Annotated in this window: 11 protein-coding genes and 2 tRNA genes; 5 read left to right on the top strand and 8 right to left on the bottom strand. The window is 56.1% G+C overall.

What is annotated here, in order from left to right; genetic code table 11:
- Positions 1 to 49 precede the first annotated feature (49 nt).
- The 3 genes from Q0Z93_RS05300 to Q0Z93_RS05290 form a co-directional block, all read right to left on the bottom strand.
- Positions 50 to 2368 carry a hypothetical protein gene (locus Q0Z93_RS05300; RefSeq protein ID WP_298063413.1) on the bottom strand — a complete coding sequence of 773 codons (2319 nt, stop codon included), beginning with the start codon at positions 2366 to 2368 and terminating at the stop codon, positions 50 to 52.
- Between the two features lie 147 nt (positions 2369 to 2515).
- Positions 2516 to 3715, bottom strand: coding sequence for a site-specific integrase (locus tag Q0Z93_RS05295; RefSeq protein ID WP_298063411.1), 1200 nt, complete (start codon positions 3713 to 3715; stop codon positions 2516 to 2518).
- A 93-nt stretch (positions 3716 to 3808) separates the two neighbouring features.
- Positions 3809 to 3881, bottom strand: a tRNA-Phe gene (locus tag Q0Z93_RS05290).
- Between the two features lie 430 nt (positions 3882 to 4311).
- Here Q0Z93_RS05290 and metH point away from each other — a divergent pair.
- The 3 genes from metH to Q0Z93_RS05275 all read left to right on the top strand — a co-directional run bounded on the left by metH (position 4312) and on the right by Q0Z93_RS05275 (position 10550).
- Positions 4312 to 7908 carry a methionine synthase gene (gene metH / locus Q0Z93_RS05285; RefSeq protein WP_298063408.1) on the top strand — a complete coding sequence of 1199 codons (3597 nt, stop codon included), beginning with the start codon at positions 4312 to 4314 and terminating at the stop codon, positions 7906 to 7908.
- A gap of 32 nt (positions 7909 to 7940) precedes the next feature.
- Positions 7941 to 8801 carry a dihydropteroate synthase gene (gene folP / locus Q0Z93_RS05280; RefSeq protein WP_298063406.1) on the top strand — a complete coding sequence of 287 codons (861 nt, stop codon included), beginning with the start codon at positions 7941 to 7943 and terminating at the stop codon, positions 8799 to 8801.
- 1332 nt (positions 8802 to 10133) lie between these two features.
- On the top strand, positions 10134 to 10550 hold the full coding sequence (locus Q0Z93_RS05275) for a hypothetical protein (protein WP_298063403.1): 417 nt from the start codon (positions 10134 to 10136) through the stop codon (positions 10548 to 10550).
- A gap of 1342 nt (positions 10551 to 11892) precedes the next feature.
- On the opposite strand, the gene Q0Z93_RS05270 is transcribed toward Q0Z93_RS05275, so the two are convergent.
- From Q0Z93_RS05270 to Q0Z93_RS05260, 3 genes are all read right to left on the bottom strand, one after another.
- A tRNA-Asn gene (locus Q0Z93_RS05270) sits at positions 11893 to 11966 on the bottom strand.
- Between the two features lie 137 nt (positions 11967 to 12103).
- Positions 12104 to 13126: a tRNA dihydrouridine synthase DusB gene (dusB, locus tag Q0Z93_RS05265; protein ID WP_298063401.1), complete on the bottom strand. Its 1023-nt coding sequence runs from the start codon at positions 13124 to 13126 to the stop codon at positions 12104 to 12106.
- 213 nt (positions 13127 to 13339) lie between these two features.
- Positions 13340 to 14257 (bottom strand): hypothetical protein, encoded by a 918-nt coding sequence (locus Q0Z93_RS05260; RefSeq protein ID WP_298063399.1) that lies wholly within the window; start codon positions 14255 to 14257, stop codon positions 13340 to 13342.
- A 373-nt stretch (positions 14258 to 14630) separates the two neighbouring features.
- Between Q0Z93_RS05260 and Q0Z93_RS05255 the strand changes: the two genes are divergently transcribed.
- Positions 14631 to 15863, top strand: coding sequence for an ROK family transcriptional regulator (locus tag Q0Z93_RS05255; RefSeq protein ID WP_298063397.1), 1233 nt, complete (start codon positions 14631 to 14633; stop codon positions 15861 to 15863).
- A gap of 346 nt (positions 15864 to 16209) precedes the next feature.
- On the opposite strand, the gene rho is transcribed toward Q0Z93_RS05255, so the two are convergent.
- Complete coding sequence (gene rho / locus Q0Z93_RS05250) at positions 16210 to 17901, bottom strand: transcription termination factor Rho (RefSeq protein ID WP_298063395.1); 1692 nt, start codon at positions 17899 to 17901, stop codon at positions 16210 to 16212.
- A gap of 197 nt (positions 17902 to 18098) precedes the next feature.
- On the bottom strand, positions 18099 to 18857 hold the full coding sequence (kdsB, locus tag Q0Z93_RS05245) for a 3-deoxy-manno-octulosonate cytidylyltransferase (protein ID WP_298063393.1): 759 nt from the start codon (positions 18855 to 18857) through the stop codon (positions 18099 to 18101).
- Positions 18858 to 19208: 351 nt separating this feature from the next.
- Between kdsB and Q0Z93_RS05240 the strand changes: the two genes are divergently transcribed.
- Positions 19209 to 20219 carry an acyl-CoA reductase gene (locus Q0Z93_RS05240; protein WP_298063391.1) on the top strand — a complete coding sequence of 337 codons (1011 nt, stop codon included), beginning with the start codon at positions 19209 to 19211 and terminating at the stop codon, positions 20217 to 20219.
- The last annotated feature ends 75 nt before the right edge of the window (positions 20220 to 20294 follow it).

Genomic DNA, 20294 nt, shown 5'->3' with positions numbered 1-20294 from the left:
TAATTTACTAAAAATCTGCATATTGCGCAACTTTTTCATTTATATATCCTTAAAATTCTAATTCAACCAACGAGTAGGTGATGTTTTTACCGACACCTCGTCGATCATACTTAATACCATAGGTATCATATATCATTTGCAAGTGTCGATTGACCTCCTCGGTGGAATAAGTCGTATTCGGTTGAAAATGCCGATATACCGCTCCGATTACTTCCGGTCGGATGATTTGACGGGTAAACTGAAAGCGATCTATTTCTGCACGAATGTCACGCTCCTTAAAGCCGAGTTCCTTGACTTTCGCATAGCCTATCGTATCGAAGGCTTCGAAATACAGTGCATATTCCTGTTTCAGACCTTCATAAGCTAGTCTGTCCTTCTGCGTTCGGCGTTGATAGATTGCATATAATAGCTGAATACGTTCGGCTTTGGACGTATTTTTATCGGCCAACTGTCGACGTTCTTCATCCGTGTAAGCCAGGTATTCCGATTCGGTATGCACATCAAATGCACCGGATCGACGATAAGCTTTATTTAATGCAGCCGGTGTCCGATACAGCATCTTCAGGCGTTCATCCAAATAAGCATTGTTGTATCGGAAATCGTTGGGAGCACCTGTAGCGGTGATGAATCCCTGCATTTTATAATCGGTTCTATCGATGGCTTGGGTAAGGATATGTTTTTCGCCTTTCGATATGACCTGTTTTTGTAATTTGACCAACTCCTGGTAGCCTTGATGTTCTTCCAACAGGAATCTTTCTAATTGTTCCCGGGTTTGATATTTCAGTTTCCAGTCTGTATTGGTGATATGAATCAGTCGCTCGACACCATTGCGAAATCGTCCGACAATCTGGATGGCTTCGGTCTGCGGGTCGATCAAGGTATAGGGCATATCGTGAGATACTTTATAAACGTCAGAGATCAGGATGACCACCGGCTTCTGAGGAAGTTTAATATCCACGGCCGAATAGAAACGGCTGGTAAAGAAATTATACCGGTTCAGGTTCGAGGCCCCGTTATCATTCGTGACGGTATCGAATACATTATATTTAGCTTTCCTCAGCTCTTTCGCAGACTCAGTGCTGCAATAGATATGCGCACGGTCTGAAATTTTCAAATCTGTGATCAAACTCTGGATGTCTGCGATTGAATTATAGAATAAGCATACGGGGATATTTTCATCCAACTGCTTCAATGTGCGTCTAACCATCACGGAGACGTTATTGGTCGGTTTCAGTTCCAACGGTTTCTGATAGGCGAATATCGGTCGGATTTTGATTACCTGAAAACCTTGTTCTTTGAACCGGGGGGCATCAATCAAAATAGGTGTAGCCGAGACCATGGCTTTATGGGTAAAGCTGAAAAAATCGTCGATCGGTAACGCTATATTAGGCCGGTAATCGACCTCTGAGATCAGTTTCTCGCACTCGTCGAAAAGCAAAAAATAGTCCTCTTTATAAGGCTGTTTAAGGGATTGTAAGGCTCTGACCACTTTGGGATAACTGTCGGGAGTGGTCATCAGTTTGACCCATTGTTTTTTCTTTATCCTGTTCTGGATGGTTTGGGCAATCTCTTTGGGAGTCTTTGAACCGAAAACGCCGATCAGAGATTCTTGTTGTTGGCATTTCCCAATAATCACGGGTACATTCGGCTCTATGATAATGGAATGACGGGCGGCATTGATTTCAAGGGTAGTCGCTCCAACGCCACAGATGGTTTTATCCAGAATGATATGGGAAGGTATGTGTTTTTCGGGAAAAATACTCTCCAGATATTGACCAGCCACTAAATCTTTACAGACAACGGGTAAGGGGTGGCTATGCAGGTCGGGGATGTCACCGCAAGAAGCGACAGGTGGATAAGCTTCAACATTTTCGAGGCGGGCCAACAGCTCGTCGATCGAACAGGGAAAGAATCCGTAATCGATACTGCCGTATGGATAATAGGCTTTTACGAGGACACCCTGCGTTTCGTTCTGTTCGGTCGGAGTAAAGTAGAGTGCATTGTGCTGAACCTCACGTCGGAGATGTTTGAGAATATAGTCTTCTTCTATAAAATCGGGTAATTTCCAGTTCGAGAGTGCAGAGGGTAAGCCGGTTATCTTACCTGTCAAAAGATAGGTAAACAAGAAGCGTTCGACTGGCGGTGTCAGCCAAATAAAGGGTGAGGATGACCGATGGCTATATGGAATCAAGTGATAGGATGGCAAATTGTCTTCGGTTTGTAAAGACCCATGTAAAGCTACTCCATCCCGTATCAACAGTTTAAAGGTATGCCAATGACGGGCATTGTCGGAGGCCTGTAACGTATAGAACGGGATTTTTTCACTGTTGGATAGCTTTGGAAGCCGACTGGCATCGAATTTAACCATAATTTCATCCTTTAGGTGGGTTAAAAATGCGAAATCTCTGTTTAATAAAGAAAAAGAGACTATCCCTAACGGGATAATCTCTTGGAATGAGTGACGTAATTCGTAAAGGGTATATCAAAGGAAAATCTTCCGAATAGTGTCATCTTCTTACAGCAAATGTTTCATCGCTTCGTCGATCTGGGCGTTCTCGAAACTGTCCAAGTAAATCTGCGTGACCTTTTCCGAGCTATGACCCAAAGATTCGCAGATAATCGAGGTGCTTACTCCCTCGCGCTTCAACACCGTCGCAAAACTATGACGGGCCACGTAGGTCGTCAGATCGATAGGGATGTTCAATGTTCGCCCGACCTCTTTCAATGCACGGTTCACTTTGGTAATCACCTTGTGAATGCGATTCCGTTGCTGTTGTTCGGTCTTATGAAATGCGGAAAGAATGGGGAATAAAAAAGACGTGCCGTCCTGTCTGTAACGTTCTATAATCTCCTGTGCTTTGGGCTGTAAAGGTAGCCTTATTAACTTGTGCGTTTTACGCCGTGTGTAAATCAGCCGTCCGGCTACGATATTATCGGTTTTGAGATAGGCTATGTCCACGAAATTGATTCCCCCCATGAAGTAACCGAACGCAAACAGATCGACGGCAAATTGGCGGTAGAAATCATCACAACGATACTCAATAATCCGCATGATGTCAGCTTTGCGGATAGCACGTTTGGCCGTCGCCCGGTGCAATTTGGAGACCTTGTAAGATTTGAACGGGTAACAGTCCGGTTTCACACACTTTTCTTCAATGGCTACATTATAGACCGCTCGTAAGGTGCGGAATCGCCGGCCTATCGTATTTTCAGAAAAGCCCTGCCCCCGCAGCCAGGTTTCATAGCGTTTCAACCACACCGTGTCGATATCCGAAAAGCAGATATTCAGATGTCCGTTGAATTTCAGCAAGGAATTGCAGACCTCTTGATGCGAAAGAGCATAGCCCGTTCGCCCCATTCGCTTCAAATTCTCGATTTGAGCTTGAAATACCTCGCCAACAGTGCGTTTCGAAGTCTTGTCCGCAACCCTTTCATGTAATGATGTTGCGGTAAACTCTTTGTTTTCGGCCTGTAATTCAATCATCTTTGTGCGATAGGCTTCTATCTTATCTGCAATAAGACGTTCGATATGCAGACGATTCGGGCAGTTTCTGCGGGGTTTATTCCTCTCGAAATCCCAACATTCAGGACGAACCGAGACGCCGATACTGGAATACTTCAGTCTGCGGTCTTTCGTGATTCGGAGCATTAGCGGCGATTCATTGTTTGCCAATACTTTAGACTTGTAGCAAACGACCTCGATTGTGGCACTCATGGTTTAAACAACCTGTTCAAACGTGCATAAAACCGCTACGAAAAAGACAAAAAGAAAACCACCTGTATTAGCACAAGTGGTTGATTTACAAGGTGGTGCCACCGGGAATCGAACCAGGGACACAAGGATTTTCAGTCCTTTGCTCTACCAACTGAGCTATGGCACCGTGTTTTTGCGATTGCGTTGCAAAGGTAGGCAAAAAATCCGAACCTCCAAATCCCCGGCGAAAAAAACGCAATATTGTATCCGCATCCTTTATCAGCCGTTTTCCGGTTCAGGCCTGTGCCGTACTTTCAATGGGCAGACTTTACCCTAAAAGCTCGGCAAGCGGCAGGCCCGGTTCGGGTGCCGGGCGCTCCCCCGTAGAACCGAATCCGAGAGAAAAGAAAAAGGGATAAAATGCAGCATAACGATACACGGATGCCGTAATTCATAACCGACAGAAATTATACTCTGTAATAGGCCCGGGAACCGCTTGCCAGGCGTGCAGAGAAACGTTTTTCCGATCCGGGAGCAGAAAGCGGAACCGGAATGCCGCCGCAGGACACCCGAACGAACAGTCAAATCGTTATCTTTGCAAGATATTTTAAAAACGTATGGAACGGAATATCGCGGCGGAGCTCCGGAAACGGATATTGGTGCTCGACGGCGGGTTGGGCACCTTGATCCAGGCGCGCAAACTCGACGAAGCCGATTACGGCGGCCATCCCGGGTGCAACGACTACTTAGCCGTCAGCCGCCCCGATGTGATTGCGGAAATCCACGCCGCCTATTTCGAGGCCGGGGCCGATATCGTCTCGACCGACTCGTTCAACGCCAATCCGGTGTCGCTCAAGGATTACGCACTGCAAGACCGCGTTTACGAAATCAACCGGACGGCGGCGCAGCTGGCGCGCGGCGTGGCCGACCGCTTCGAGGCGCAGGACGGGAGACCGCGATTTGTGGCCGGTTCCGTGGGGCCGACCAACCGGAGCGCATCGATGTCGCCGGACGTCAATAATCCCGGCTTTCGGAATGTCACCTTCGATGAACTCGCGAATGGATATGCCGAACAAATCCGGGGGCTCGTCGACGGCGGAGCCGATTTGATCCTGATCGAGACCGTATTCGACACACTCAACTGCAAAGCGGCGATCTATGCTTTGCGGACAATCTTGGGTAACGGGACGATGCCGCTGATGGTCAGCGGCACGATTACGGATGCCAGCGGGCGGCTGCTTTCGGGGCAGACCGTCGAAGCGTTCTACGCCTCGGTCGAACACGGCGGCCTGTTGAGCATCGGACTGAACTGCGCTTTCGGGGCGCGGCAGATGATGCCTTATGTGGAGCGGCTCGGGCGGGTGGCGAAAGGGGCGGTTTCGGCCCACCCCAATGCCGGGCTGCCGAACGTGATGGGCGGCTATGACGAGAGCGCCGAACATATGGCCGTCTTGATCGAGGACTATCTGCGGGCCGGACTGCTCAATATCGTGGGGGGCTGCTGCGGGACGACGCCGGAGCATATCCGGGCCATTGCGCAGGTGGCCCGGAAATACAGCCCCCGTGCTTACCGTGCTCCGCAGGACAACGGCGGGGCGACCGTGCTGGCGGGGCTGGAGGTGCAGCGGGTCGAACCGGCCGCCAATTTCGTGAACGTGGGCGAGCGGACCAATGTGGCGGGATCGGCGAAATTCGCGCGGCTGATCCGCGAGCGGCGGTTCGCCGAGGCGTTGGCCGTGGCCGCCGGGCAGGTCGAGGGGGGAGCGCAGGTGATCGACGTCTGCATGGATGCGCCGATGATCGAGGCGGCGGAGGCGATGACCGAATTTTTGAACCTCGTGGCGGCCGAACCGGAGATCGCCCGGGTGCCGGTGATGATCGACTCGTCGGACTGGCGGGTGATCGAGGCAGGGCTGCGCGTGGTGCAGGGCAAGGCGGTGGTCAACTCCATCTCGCTCAAGGAGGGCGAAACGAAGTTCCTCGACCACGCGCGGACGGTGCGGGCTTTCGGGGCTGCGGCTGTGGTGATGCTGTTCGACGAGCGGGGGCAGGCGGACTCCTACGAACGGAAGATCGAGGTGGCGGAGCGGGCTTACGGGCTGCTGCGCGGCATCGGATTTCCGGCCGAGGACATCATTTTCGACCCGAACGTGCTGGCGGTGGCCACGGGGATCGAGGCGCACGACGACTACGGGCGGGCTTTCATCGAGGCGACGGCATGGATCAAGGCCCATTGCCCGGGGGCGAAGGTGAGCGGCGGGGTGAGCAACCTCTCGTTCTCGTTCCGGGGCAACAACCCGGTGCGCGAGGCGATGCACTCGGTTTTCCTCTACCATGCGGCGCGTGCGGGGATGGACATGGGGATCGTCAATCCGTCGATGCTCCGGATTTACGACGACATCGACAAGGAGCTGCTGACCTTGTGCGAAGATGTGATTCTGAACCGGCGGGCCGATGCGGCGGAGCGGCTGACGGCATGGGCCGAAGCTCATGCGGCGATGGCTGCGGCGGGGAGCGGATCCGCTGCGGCGGCGAAGCATGACGCGTGGCGCGGAGGGACGGTCGAGGAGCGGGTGATCCATGCGCTGGTCAAGGGGATCACGACCCATATCGAGGCCGATACTTTGGAGGCATACGAAAAATACGGTTCTGCCATTGACGTCATAGATCGTGTTTTGATGGTGGGGATGGGACAGGTCGGCGATCTGTTCGGCAGCGGCAAAATGTTCCTGCCGCAGGTGGTCAAGTCGGCGCGGGTGATGAAACAGTCGGTGGCGGTGCTCGAGCCGTTCATCCGAAGCGGCGAGACGGTCGAGCAGGGGGCCAAGCTGCTGATCGCCACGGTCAAGGGCGATGTGCACGACATAGGGAAGAATATCGTCTCGGTGGTGTTGGCGTGCAACGGCTACCGCATGGTGGACTTGGGGGTGATGACCCCGCCGGAACGGATCGTCGAGGCGGCGGTGGCGGAAAAGGTCGATGCAGTGCTGCTTTCCGGGCTGATTACGCCGTCGTTGGAAGAGATGCGCGTCGTGGCGGAGCAGTTCGAGCGGGCGGGGCTGCGGATTCCGATCTGCGTGGGGGGCGCCACAACGTCGGAACTGCACACGGCGGTCAAGATCGCGCCGTCGTACAGCGGGCTGGTGGCCCACTCGACCGACGCGTCGAACTGTGCCAAATTAGTGAACAACGTACTGAAAGAGTACGGTTTCCATCAGCAGTACCGGGAGAAGCAGGAGGCGATCCGCCTGAAATACGCCGAGTTGAGCGCGGCCCGGGAGCTGCGGTCTCTGACGGAGGCGCGGGCGCACAAACTCCGGCTCGCATTCGACGCAACTACGATCACGCAGCCGAAATATTCAGGGAAAAAAGTGCTGACCGCCTATCCGTTGGAAAAAATTGCGGAGCGGATCGACTGGACTTATTTTTTCATCCAGTGGGACTTGCGGGGACGGTATCCGGAGATTTTCGATCATCCGACCAAAGGGGTCGAGGCGCGGCGGCTGTTCGACGACGCGCAGGCCGTGCTTCGGAAATTGATCCGTTCCGGCAAAGTGCGGGCGGATGCCGTGATCGGTATCGTGCCGGCCCGCGGCGAGGGGGACGACATCTGGCTGCGGGGCTGCTTCCACGGCGACGGCACTTCCTGCGGATGCGGGGCGCCGGAGGTACGGTTCGCCTGTCTGCGCAGCCAGAATCCCCGCGACGAATTCAATCGGTGCCTGGCGGATTTCGTGTCGCCGGGGCCGGCGGCGGGATTGCCGCAGGATCATGTGGCGCTCTTTGCGCTGGGGGTGACGTGCGACTATCGGGGGGATTCGGACTACGAAAATATCATGGCGCGCATCTTGTGCGACCGGTTGGCGGAGGCTTTCGCCGTGGAGGTGTCGGCGTTGCTCCGGGACGAACTGTGGGGATTCCCGGCGGGGTCGGACGGCGCCCGGATTGCAGTGGGGTATCCCTCCGCGCCGGATCACAGCGGCAAACGGCTGATCTTCGACCTGCTGGAGGTGGAGGCGGAAATCCCGCTGCGATTGACCGAGAATTTGATGATGGAGCCGACGTCGGCGGTGTCGGGGATCGTTTTCGCGCATCCAGCGGCGGCCTATTTCCATGTCGGAGTGGTGGATAACGAGCAGTTGGCGGACTATGCGCGGCGGTCGGGGCGCACGGAGGCGGATCTGCGGCGGATGATGCCGAACAATGTATTATAGGAAGGCCGGCTTCCTTTCAAAACCAAAAAGAGATGGAGATCAATACAGGCGGATTTATGATTCCCCTCGGCCCGGGCAGCGAACAGGTGATGGCCATCGTGAACGTCACTCCCGATTCGTTTTTCACCGGCAGCCGCCGGCAGAGCGACGCCGAGATTGCCTCGGCCGTTGAAGCCGCGGTGCGCGACGGAGCCGGGATCATCGACCTCGGCGGATATTCGTCGCGGCCGGGAGCAGCGGATATTCCGGCGGACGAAGAACTGCGGAGGCTCGAGAACGGTTTTCGCGCGGCGCGGGGCATTGCCGGGGCGGCCTGTCCCGTTTCGGTCGATACTTTCCGGGCAAATGTCGTGGCACGGCTGTATGAGGAATTCGGAGCCTTTATCGTGAACGACATTTCGGCCGGCGAGCTCGATCCGGAGATGATGGCGACGGTCGGACGGCTGGGCCTGCCGTACATCGCCATGCACATGCGCGGGACGCCCCGGACGATGAGTGCGCTCACGGACTATCCGGCGGAAACGGGGGGCGTGACGGGCGAGGTGCTGCGTTATTTCGTGCGCAAAACGGCGGAAGCACGGGCCGCCGGCATCAAAGATCTGATCCTCGATCCCGGCTTCGGCTTCGCCAAGACTGCCGAACAGAATTTCGAGCTGCTCGGCGGGATGGACACACTGGCTGTGTTCGGTCTGCCGGTGCTGGCGGGATTGTCGCGCAAAAGGATGATCTGGAAAACATTGGGGGTCACGCCGGAGGAGGCGCTGAACGGCACCTCGGTGCTGAATTGGGAGGCTTTGCGGCAGGGCGCGTCTATCCTGAGGGTGCACGACGTGCGCGAGGCGGTCGAAACCGTCAGGTTGTTCCGCACTTACATGAAAAATAAATCATCATAAACAGGATGTGTGTCCCGGAGTGCCGGACGGCCTTGAGCAAAGACTGTCCGGCAGTGAGGACGGTAAATTCAGCGGCCCGCTGGTCCCCTTGCAGCGGGATTAGCTATGGACAGGACGTTCTGCGACTTTTTTTGCAGGGCGTTTCAAGGAGCGGCCGCCGATCGGGATTATCCCCGGGCTACCGCTGGTATCCGGACGGCGCACTGGGCGGCGTCGGCAACAACGGGTACAGCTGGTCATCGTCGGTCAGTGGCACCAACGGTATGAACTTGGACTTCAACGCGACGTGGCTCAATCCCAGCAACGCGAACAACCGCGCCCACGGCTTTCAGGTGCGGTGCCTCCAGCATTTACCCCATCCTGTTTTTACATAACAAGGGAACGCGGCGTTTCCAGAGTGGTGCCAGCCGGCTGCAGCCGGTGAACGCCAGAGCGAACGATAAATTCAGCAGTCCACTGGCGGTCGGCTGACCGTTAGTTATGCGTCTCCCGGTTCCGATCGCATAGATTCGATCGGGCACCGAACGAGTGACTGCTTATGAACTCCGTAGCCCCGGGCTACCGCTGGTATCCGGACGGTGTACTGAACGGCGTCGGCGACCACGGAGCCAGCTGGTCGTCTGCTGTCAGTGATACTTACGGTGTCTACCTGCGGTTCGTTTTGACTGCACTTCAGCCCAGCTATCCGAGCTACCGCTCCCACGGCTTTCAGGTGCGGTGCCTCCAAGCATTTATCGTGACGTCCCGTTCCCTCTCTTTACCTGTCGAATCAACGGATTTGCTTATCTTTGGGATAACGGAAACGGCCCTGCGTTTTTCCGGAGTGTTTTCGGCCCGACTGGAGCCGCAAACAGAGCGAAACGATAAATTCAGCAGCCCACTGATTCCAAAATTTAGTTATTCATGCGAAGCTCCTCGAACAGAACTTCGGGAGACTTCAATCCAGCGGCTGCTCGTGCCGCTGCCGGCAGTGCGCAGTTCCCGCCCCGGGCTTCCGCGACCTCAACAGCGGCGTGGTGGGTGGCGTCGGCAGTAACGGGTACAGCTTGTCGTCGTCCGTCAAAGGCTCGGATGGCATGTGGCTGGAGTTTCGTCTGGCACTCGTCTCTTCCAGCTATGCGGCGGGCCGGGCTGCCGGCCTTCAGGTGCGGTGCCTCCAAGCATTTATCGCGCAGGGTCGTTTCCTCTTTTTACTCGAATCAACGGATTTGCTTATCTTTGGGACAACGGAAACGGCCTGCGTTTTTCCGGAGTGTTTTCGGCCCGGTCGGAGCCGCAAACAGAGCGAAACGATAAATTCAGCAGCCCACTGATTCCAAAATTTAGTTATTCATGCGAAGTTCCGCGAACAGGATTTCGGGAGGCTTCAATCCAGCGGCTGCTCGTGCCGCTGCCGGCAGCGCGGTACCCGCCCCGGGCTTCCGCGACGCAGGCGATGTCGGCAAGTTTGGCGATTTGCTGAATGTCGGCAATTACTCGGAGAGTTGGTCGTCCTCGTTCAGCGCGCCCTATGCGTACTACTTGCACTTCAATCTGACGGTCGTCCAGCACAGCGTCCCGCATGGCCGCGCCCACGGCTTTCCGGTGCGGTGCCTCCAAGCATTTATCGCGCAGGGTCGTTTCCTCTTTTTACTCGAAACGGATTTGCTTATCTTTGGAACAACGGAAACGGCCTGCGTTTTTCCGGAGTGTTTTCGGCCCGACTGGAGCTGCAAACAGAGCGAAACGATAAATTCAGCAGCCCACTGATTCCAAAATTTAGTTATTCATGCGAAGCTCCTCGAACAGAACTTCGGGAGACTTCAATCCAGCGGCTGCTCGTGCCGCTGCCGGCAGCGCGGTTCCCGCCCCGGGCTACCGCGATTACGGTCGCACCGGATATGAGGGCGATGTCAGGAGCATTGGCAACGAGGGGTCAGTTTGGTCCGGTACGGCGGAGAGTGGAAGCACGAACGCATTCCGATTGTTGTTCATTTGTACGAGTATGGTGCCCGAGAATGGGGTTACCCGCGGCCACGGCTTTCAGGTGCGGTGCCTCCAAGCATTTATCGCGCAGGATCGTTTCCTCTTTTTACTCGAAACGGATTTACTTATCTTTGGAACAACGGAAACGGCCTGCGTTTTTCCGGAGTGTTTTCGGCCCGACTGGAGCTGCAAACAGAGCGAAACGATAAATTCAGCAGCCCACTGATTCCAAAATTTAGTTATTCATGCGAAGTTCCGCGAACATAGTTTCGGGAGGCTTCAATCCAGCGGCTGCTCGTGCCGCTGCCGGCAGTGCGCGGTTCCCGCCCCGGGCTACCGTAAGTATCCGGACGGTGCACTGAACGCTGTCGGCAACTATGGGTACAGCTGGTCGTCGGCAGTCAGCGGGACGAACGGCGTGTTCTTGACCTTAAGGTGACGTCCCTTACTCCCCGCAATGTGAGCTACCGCGGCCACGGCTTTCAGGTGCGGTGCCTCCAAGCATTTATCGCGCAGGATCGTTTCCGTTTCCAAATGTTTACGGAGCCGGGTTCCGGAGTGTCTGCGGCCACGGTTGCAGGCAGGGGGTGTATGGGCGGATTCAGCGGCCCGCTGACCGTATTCTTTCGGCGGTTAGTTATTCTCTGGCGTACCCCGCGCGCACGGATTCGCACAGGGTACCGACTCAAGCGGTCGCTTTTTCAGGCAGGCCCGCCCCGGGCTACCGCTACTACGGTACCGGCGCGTTGACCAACGTCGGCAATGAGGGTACGGTTTGGTCTGGTACGGCGGACAGCGGGAGCACGAACGCCTTCCGATTGATGTTCGTTTGCTCGAGCATGAAACCCGAGAATGCGAATTACCGTACTTACGCCTTTCAGGTGCGGTGCCTCCAAGCATCCGTCCTTAAGCCCGGCTCTTTTTTGCGCAAGGGAGTTCCCTGCCTCCGGTCTGTTCCCGGCAAGTGGTTACAATTAGTGAAATTTGGGAAACAGGGCATATCCCTATGTTATGTTCGGAAACGGAAGATACAATCCATCCGATCACCGCACGCTGCACCACGCACCGGCCTGTGCAGAAAAAGAAAAAGAGTTGCAACGGCCGTTGCAACTCTTTGAATCAGAAGCTCCTCGACAAGGACTTGAACCTTGGACCCCCTGATTAACAGTCAGGTGCTCTAACCAACTGAGCTATCGAGGAATCTATTTCGTCTCGCGCCGCCCCCGGAACCGAGGCTCCCCTGCGCCGTTTGACGATGCAAAAGTAATCAAAAATCCTTTACCTCCAAAAAATGGGGTCAAAAAAATCGAAAAAGTTCCTCCCTGTCATTTATCCCCTCAAGAGCGATCGTAGATGAACGGCGGCACAGTCGCCGTAGCGTCCCAGTCGCCCCAACGCGCGGAGATCGAGTCGAGTATCCTCGCCACCCCTTCCGCCGTCGGTTCCGTTACTAATTTGGCCCGCGTTTCCCGAAAATCGGGCAGCCCCTTGAAATAGCTGCTCAGATGACGGCGCAATTCCAAGACCCCGGTTCGCTCCCCTTTCAACTCCACCGACTTCGCCAGATGTTCCCGGGCCAGCGTCACCCGCTCCCGCACCGTCGGCTGCGGCAAAGTCTCGCCCGTATCTAAATAGTGTCGCACCTCGCGGAAAATCCACGGCCGGCCGAATGTCGCCCGCCCAATCATCAGGCCGTCCACCCCGTACCGTTCCGCAAAATCGGCCGCCTTTTCGCCCGACGTAATGTCCCCGTTGCCGATGATCGGAATATGGATCGCCGGATTGTTCTTCACGGCGCCGATCAGCGTCCAGTCCGCCTCGCCGCGGTACATCTGCGCCCGCGTGCGTCCGTGGATGGTCAGCGCTTCGATCCCGACGTCCTGCAGACGCCAGGCGATCTCTTCGATATTCTTCGATTCGTCGTCCCAGCCCAAGCGCGTTTTGACGGTCACGGGTACCCGCACCGCCTGCACGATCCGGCGGGTCATTTCGACCATCTTCGGCACGTCGCGCATCATGCCCGATCCGGCTCCGCGTCCGGCGATCTTCTTGACGGGGCAGCCGAAGTTGATGTCGATGACTTCCGGCCCGGCGGCCTCGGCCATCCGGGCGGCCTCGACCATCGGTTCGATTTCGCTGCCGTAGATCTGGATGCCGATGGGCCGTTCTGTGTCGTCGATGCGGAGCTTTTCGAGCGATTTGCGGGCGTCGCGGATCAGCCCGTCGGCGGAGACGAATTCAGTGTACATCATGTCGGCTCCGAACCGCTTGCAGATGTAGCGGAACGAAGGGTCGGTGACGTCCTCCATCGGTGCGAGAAAAAGGGGCAGGCTGCCCAGGTCGAGGTCTCTGATTTTCATAATACGGGCACTGAATGGCGGGGACAAAAATAGTCCCAAATAACCGGGCTTCCAAAAAAGAAGCGGGGCATGCTCCCGAAAAGGTGCATGCCCCGCGATTTTCGCCACGTCCGCCTCTGCGTCCGCCTCCGCCTCTGCGTCCGCCTCCGCCTCTGCGTCCGCCTCCGCCTCCGCGCCCGTCTCCGCCTCCGCGCCCGTCTCCGCCTCCGCGAATTACTTGAGAATCATGTCGCTCTGTCCCACCATCAGCCCGTCCACATAGACCATCACGGTATACTGTCCCGCATAGAGCCCCGCCGTATCGTAGTAAATGCTCACCGGCAAGTCTTCACCCTGATAGTCGACCGCCCGTTTGGCCGAATAGGGAATCGATTCGCCCTCAAAAGTGAACCGTCCGTTGTCCGGCGACCCCAGAATATCCGCATCCGGCGTAATGATCCGCACATACACCGTCCGTTCGCCCGGAATGGCCATATCATTTGCCGACAACACGAACTCCGTCACTAATCTTTCGGTCTGTTTCGCCCGGATTACCGCCTTGTTCCGTTTGTTGTACGCCAGCAGTACCACTTCCCGCGCCCGGATCTGCGAGCCACGCTTGATCTGGTTGTTGAGTTCCTGATTCATCTCCTCCGCCTGTTCCGTTCTCAGCCGCAGTGAAGTCACCTCTCGCCTGTAGCGTAGGTTTTCCCCCGCTAACAGTTGGTTGAGCCGGTTGAGCGAGTCAATCTGCCGCACGAATCCTTGCATGGCCGTCCGCAGCGTCCCCAATTCGCGTTCGTACTTCTTGACCTTGGAATAGTTCCAGCTGCGTTCCTTCTTGAGCCGGTCGAGCAGCGAGTCGGCGATATGCCGCTGCTGCATGAGCGCCACGTTCATGGTATCGTTGTCCACCTTCAAATCCCCCATTTCCCCCAGCAGCACGGTCAGCCGGTTGGTCAGCGTATCCTTGTCGACCAGCAGTTCCTTTTCGCTGCTCTTGAGCTCCTGGACCTGGCGCCAGAAGAAGAACGAGATGACGGCCAGCACGGCCAGCAGGATAATAATGGCGATTTTCAACCCCTTGACCGAACTGCCGCTCTCCTGCTGGGGATAGTCATTGTAGTCGTAGTCGTTTTCGTTATATTCCATAACCTCTGTTTTTAAGTAAAGCAGTAGTTCTTTTTTCGTTTCAACCCGCAAATAACATGCCCAAAACGGAATCCGCAGCGGGAGATGTCAGTTTTCCGGACACATCCCTCCCCGGAAAACTCCGTCGGCCGGCTGAAAATGCCGCTCCGGCAGAAGGCCGCAGGCCAGGCTGTCCGTACAATTTTGGTGCAAGGTATAGAAAAAATCGCATACAAAAAACTTTTTTTTCGGGCGTCTTATATTTTTCCCTAAACTATATCCTATTATGCAAATAATTGACAATTAAATTTCGTCCTGAAGATAAAATTCCGTAACTTGCGCCGTTAAACTGACAAAACCGGACACCACGAATATTTTATTCAGATTCCGAATGATGACTATCAACACTTCTATTTTAGGTTCCATCACCGACGAGAACATGAGCGTAGTGGCCTACAAGGCATTTATGCTCAAACGGCGTATCATTCTGGCCCTCGCTACCGAAGGGGATTGCACCATAGCCGACCTGTCGCGCATCCTGAATGTCAGCAACCCGACGATCACCAAACTGATCGGGGAGCTGATCCGGGAGGGGTATGTGCGCGACCTGGGCAAGATCGAGACCGGCGGGGGGCGCCGCCCCTGCGCTTTCGGGCTGGTCTCGGACTCGGGCTATTTTCTGGGGGGCACCATTTCGGAAAACACGCTTTGTTTCGGGCTGATCGACCTGAACAAAAACACCGTGACCGTCCAGAAAGACATTCCCTTTTCGTACAACACGCCCACCCAGTTCGTCGAAACCTTAGCCGAACGCATTCGGGAGTTTATCGCCACGCTGGGCAGTGCGCGGGACAAGATCCTCGGGATGGGGATCACGGTCAAGGGGCGCGTGGACGCCTCTTCGGGTGTGATTTACAATGCGATGAACACCGACGGGTATCCGCTGGCGCGGATCATTCAGGAGAAGACCGGGATCGAAACCATCGTGGAGAACGACACCCGGGCCATGACCTACGCCGAGTATCTGACCGGCGACAGCGAAGGGGTTCAGAACGCTCTGTTCATCAACGTGGGGCGGGGGATCGGTGTGGGGATCATCGTGCGCGGCAAGCTCTATTACGGGAAGTCGGGATTCTCGGGCGAGTTCGGGCACATCCCTTTCTTCGACAACGAAAAGATATGCCAATGCGGCAAAAAAGGGTGTTTGGAGACCGAAGCGTCGGGGATGGCCCTCGAGACGCTCTTCGCCGAGCGGCTGCAGGAAGGTGCCTCGTCGATCCTCTCCGACCGTTTCCGCGCCGGCGAGCCGATCACCATGCACGACATCATCGAGGCGGCCAAAAGTGACGACGTATTGTCGATCGACCTGATCACCGGTATCGGCGAGAAACTCGGCCGGGGGATCAGCGTGCTCATCAACCTGTTCAATCCGGAGTTGGTGGTGATCGGCGGGCCGCTCTCCGAGGTGGGCGATTATCTGATGCTGCCGATCCGTACCGCGCTGAACAAATACTCGCTGCGATTGGTGACCCGGGACACGACGCTGCGCCTCTCGACCCTCGGCGATACGGCGGGGGTGCTGGGGGCGGCCTTGCTGACCCGCAACCGCATGCTCGGCATCCTGTAGCTTCGGGAAACCGGTTGGGCAGTTCCGGAAGACGAAAGTGTGTGCTTGCGTCGGAAGCGGGACGGCAAACGGGCGCTTTCCGACAGGGACGACCTGCGGTCGGGCCGGAACGGGTGAAGGCAAAACACGGGCAGCCTTATGAAAAAGTCCGGCAGAGGAAGCAACGCTTCCTCTGCCGGACTTTTATTGCGTAGAAACTATTAGCAATCGCCGTCCGTCCGGTGCATAGGATATTCCGGACTTTTATGTAGAATCGTTTAGGCCGGACGAAACAATGCCGAAGTGCAGGCGAACGCGTCTCGTTCCAGGCAAATCGTCCGTCTCCGGGCGTTCCGATCCCCAAACGTTACTTGTTCATCGTCGCCAGAAACTCCTCGTTCGAGACCGTCCCTTCCATCTGTTTCTTGACCAACTCCATCGCTTCGACGGAGTTCATGTCCGTCAGGTGCCTGCGCAGAATCCATATCTTCTGCAAGGTATCCCGCTCCAGCAACAAGTCATCCCGCCGCGTCGAGGAAGCGGTAATATCCACAGAAGGGTAAATCCGTTTATTCGACAATTTCCGGTCGAGCTGCAACTCCATATTTCCCGTCCCCTTGAACTCCTCGAAGATCACCTCGTCCATCTTCGATCCCGTGTCGATCAAGGCCGTGGCGATAATCGTGAGCGACCCCCGTTCCTCCGTATTCCTGGCCGCCCCGAAAAACCGCTTCGGTTTGTGGAGCGCATTGGCGTCCACCCCCCCCGACAAAACCTTCCCCGAAGCCGGCTGAACCGTATTGTAAGCCCGCGCCAGCCGGGTAATGGAGTCGAGAAAAATGACCACGTCGTGCCCGCATTCGACCATCCGCTTCGCCTTTTCGAGCACCATCTCGGCCACTTTCACATGTCGCGACGCCTGTTCGTCGAACGTCGAGGCGATCACTTCCGCCTTGACGCTCCGCGCCATGTCGGTCACCTCTTCTGGCCGTTCGTCGATCAGGAGCATGATCATGTATGCCTCCGGATGATTGTCCGCAATGGCATTCGCAATCGCTTTGAGCAGCATCGTCTTCCCCGTTTTCGGCTGGGCCACGATCAACGCCCGCTGCCCTTTGCCGATCGGTGCAAAGAGGTCTACCACTCTCGTGGACAGGTTGTTGTGTCCGTTTGAAGTAATATTGAACTTGACTTCCGGGAAAAGCGGCGTCAGAAATTCAAACTGGATCCGGTCGCGCACCATTTCCGGCGGCAGCCCATTGACTTCGACCACCTTCACCAGCGGGAAGTATTTTTCCCCCTCCCGCGGCGGTTTGATGATCCCTTTGACCGTATCCCCCTGTTTGAGCCCGTAGCTCTTGATTTGCGCCGGCGATACATAGACGTCGTCCGGCGAGTTGAGGTAGTTGTAGTCCGCCGACCGCAGGAAGCCATAGCCGTCCGGCATGGTCTCCAAAGCCCCCTCGCAGTTGATGACTCCCAGGAAATCGTTCTGGGGGTCGATCTTCCGGGACTGGAACTGCGGGGCTTGCTGCCGCGCTGCCCCCCCCATGCTTTCTTCAGCCGGAACAGCCGTCTGCATGTTCGTGGCCGCATGCCGTCCCCGGTTTCCATAACGTCCCTGTCCGGGCAGCCCCGAATATCTTTCCGCCATTTTCTCGGGGCTTGCGCTGTAAATCTGCCCGGTCGGATGTTGCGTATCGGTATATTCTTCGGCCGACAAAACCGCCATTTCGGGTTTGGCCGTAACCGGTTGCGGACCCGGATTGTTCGCCGGATTCGCGGCATCGTATTCGCCGGGTATTCTGCGTCTCCTGCGGCGGATATTGTTTCCGACTGTCTGTTGCGGTTGCATCTGTGCCGGAGCGGGGCGCTCCGTTTCGACCGGGTCGGAGGCGGGTTCCGGCATTTGATCCGGCATGGTTCCCCCGGCGGCGAGCAGTCGGGAAATCAGTTCCTGCTTCTTGACGTACCTCTTGCCGGTCACGACACCGGCGGCTTCGGCCATCGAACGCAACTGACCGAGGGTCAGGCGTTTCAAAGTCTCTTTGTCTTGCATGTAAAAGAGTATAAGGTATAGTGCGGACGTATAGGGGGACGCACAATAACGGTCTGACCCTTTGTGCATAAAGGTCGAATGCGCCGTCCGTAAAGTTTAAGAATTTATGTTTTCGTTGGAATTACGCAGCTGTGCGACGAAAAACTGCGTCCCAAAGATAAACATTTTTTCTTACAGTGCAAATCCGGTGCCGAAAATCAGTTGTCTGACGGAAACAATGCCAGTATGCGCTGCAAGTCTTCCGGGGTGTCGATGGCGTGGCTTTCGAGTGTGGTCACGGCTGTGCGGATACGGTAGCCGTTCTCGAGCCAGCGCAGCTGTTCGAGCGATTCGGCTTTCTCTAAGGGCGACGGGGGCAGTTTGGTTACTGCCCGCAGTATGTCGCTGCGGTAGGCGTAGAGGCCGATGTGTTTGTAATAGGTGTGGCGGGCCTGCCATTCGTCTCGCGGCACGCCGCGCAGAAACGGAATCGCGCTGCGGCTGAAATAGAGGGCGTCGCCGGTGGCTGACAGAACGACTTTGGGGGAGTTTTCGTTGAAGATGTTTTCGTCCGGGGCGAATGGTTTGACGAGTGTGGCGATTTGGGTCGCGGGATCGTCGAAGCAGCGACGGATTTGTTCCAATTGTTCGGTGGCGATAAAGGGTTCGTCGCCTTGGATGTTCACCACGATGTCGAAGGGGTGTCCGGTGATTTTTTCGGCGGTGTCGAGGGCTTCGGCGCAGCGGTCGGTGCCGGAGCGGTGGGCGGCGGAGGTCATAATGACTTGTCCGCCGAATGTCCGGACGGTGTCTTCGATGCGGGTGTCGTCGGTGGCGACGTAGCAGGCGGTGCCGAATAGGGTGGTGCTGCGTTCGTATACGCGCTGTATCATGGGCTTGCCGTGTATGTCGGCTAAGGGTTTGCCGGGAAAACGGCTCGAGGCGTACCGCGCCGGAATCAATGCCAAAAATCTCATCGCTTTTATCTATTTTTATCCGTTCGTTTAGTCACTACCTTATGTTTGAGGGTACTGTTCTCTTTGTGAACAAAGAGAACCAGAAAAACTTTTTGAGATGCTAACGCATCTCTTGAGCCTGCCGGGTACCCTTGTCTTTGATCCTTTTGGGGTGTGAGCAATAGCGGGTTATCGAGTGATTACCTTATACCCGCTATTGCCGCACCCCAAAGAAAGTGCAATGCAAGAGGACTGCGGAGCCTAAGGAGTAGCGCAGCTATCTGAAAGTTTCTTTGGTTCTTTCTTTTCAAAGAAAGAACGGTTCCATCCAATAAGGTAAAGATTAAACGAACGGATAAAAGTATAAAAAAGATGGGAGATTGGTATACGGAGCCCTTGGAGGAGTTAGCCCAGGAATTTACCGGGCCGGAATGGGAACAGACAGTAAAAATAGCCAGACAAGAGAACGAATGGTTCACCCCTATACAGATCGGACAGGCCATCAGCGCATTGCGCAGAGAGATGCTGACACCCGCCCGGCTTCGGGAATGGCTTTCGGGGTATCGGAAACCGGCAGACTTCGAGACACGCCAGGTCGGAATCGTGATGGCCGGGAATCTCCCGCTCGTGGGTTTTGCCGACCTGGCCGCCGTGGTGGTTGCAGGACATCGGGCAGTGGTCAAGCCCTCCTCGAAAGACCGGGCGCTGACCCGATTCGTCATAAAGAAACTTCGCGAAAGCGGGTGTGAAATCGAAAGCGCCGAGGAGCTGCAACCGGAGGAGCTGGACGGGGTGATCGCTACAGGCGGCGATGCGGCACGGGCACATTTTGCCCGCCGATTCTCCGGGATTCCCGCATTGCTTCGCGGGAACAGGCAAAGCGTGGCCGTGCTCACCGGTCGTGAGACCGACGGCGAGATAAAAAGTCTGGCCGACGATATGTTCCTCTATTGGGGCTTGGGATGCCGGAGTGTGACTCGGCTATTCGTGCCGCGCGGTTGGGATATGGAGGCTTTCGCAGAGAAAATGTCCCGGCAGGCTCCCGAATCGCATCCGAAATACGCGGAATGTTATCGCTACGCGCGGGCTATGGCGGCGATGGGTGCAGACCGGTGGGCGGACGGCGGTTTTTTTGTGCTGCGGCAGGTCGATATGCACACGGGCCCCGTTGCGCCGAGAGTGGCCGAAGTGCTGTGGTCGGAGTACGGCTCCGCGGACGAGACGGCCGGATGGTTGGCGCGACACGAGGGAGTGTTGCAATGCGCGGCGGGGGCCGTACCGGAAAGTTTCCCGCGCCGAGCGGCGCTGGGAAGAACGCAGTTCCCCGGTTGGCGCGATTATGCCGACGGGGTGGATACGATGGAGTTCCTGCTCGGGTTGTAGCGTTCTCTCCCGTATCCCCTTGCGTATGATTTTAGCGCCCTCCGGCCGACGATCCTTTGGATATTGGTGCGGAAT

Source organism: uncultured Rikenella sp. (assembly GCF_947628055.1).
Taxonomy (GTDB): Bacteria; Bacteroidota; Bacteroidia; order Bacteroidales; family Rikenellaceae; genus Rikenella.
This window is presented reverse-complemented; position numbering and strand designations above follow the sequence as displayed.

What these genes read in the sequence shown, in the direction of transcription:
- Q0Z93_RS05260 (WP_298063399.1), bottom strand. Translation starts at nt 14,257, where the DNA reads ATGGAATATAACGAAAACGACTACGACTACAATGACTATCCCCAGCAG.
- Q0Z93_RS05240 (WP_298063391.1), top strand. Translation starts at nt 19,209, where the DNA reads ATGGGAGATTGGTATACGGAGCCCTTGGAGGAGTTAGCCCAGGAATTT.
- Q0Z93_RS05295 (WP_298063411.1), bottom strand. Translation starts at nt 3,715, where the DNA reads ATGAGTGCCACAATCGAGGTCGTTTGCTACAAGTCTAAAGTATTGGCA.
- folP (WP_298063406.1), top strand. Translation starts at nt 7,941, where the DNA reads ATGGAGATCAATACAGGCGGATTTATGATTCCCCTCGGCCCGGGCAGC.
- dusB (WP_298063401.1), bottom strand. Translation starts at nt 13,126, where the DNA reads ATGAAAATCAGAGACCTCGACCTGGGCAGCCTGCCCCTTTTTCTCGCA.
- metH (WP_298063408.1), top strand. Translation starts at nt 4,312, where the DNA reads ATGGAACGGAATATCGCGGCGGAGCTCCGGAAACGGATATTGGTGCTC.
- kdsB (WP_298063393.1), bottom strand. Translation starts at nt 18,857, where the DNA reads ATGAGATTTTTGGCATTGATTCCGGCGCGGTACGCCTCGAGCCGTTTT.
- rho (WP_298063395.1), bottom strand. Translation starts at nt 17,901, where the DNA reads ATGCAAGACAAAGAGACTTTGAAACGCCTGACCCTCGGTCAGTTGCGT.
- Q0Z93_RS05255 (WP_298063397.1), top strand. Translation starts at nt 14,631, where the DNA reads ATGACTATCAACACTTCTATTTTAGGTTCCATCACCGACGAGAACATG.
- Q0Z93_RS05275 (WP_298063403.1), top strand. Translation starts at nt 10,134, where the DNA reads ATGCGAAGTTCCGCGAACAGGATTTCGGGAGGCTTCAATCCAGCGGCT.
- Q0Z93_RS05300 (WP_298063413.1), bottom strand. Translation starts at nt 2,368, where the DNA reads ATGGTTAAATTCGATGCCAGTCGGCTTCCAAAGCTATCCAACAGTGAA.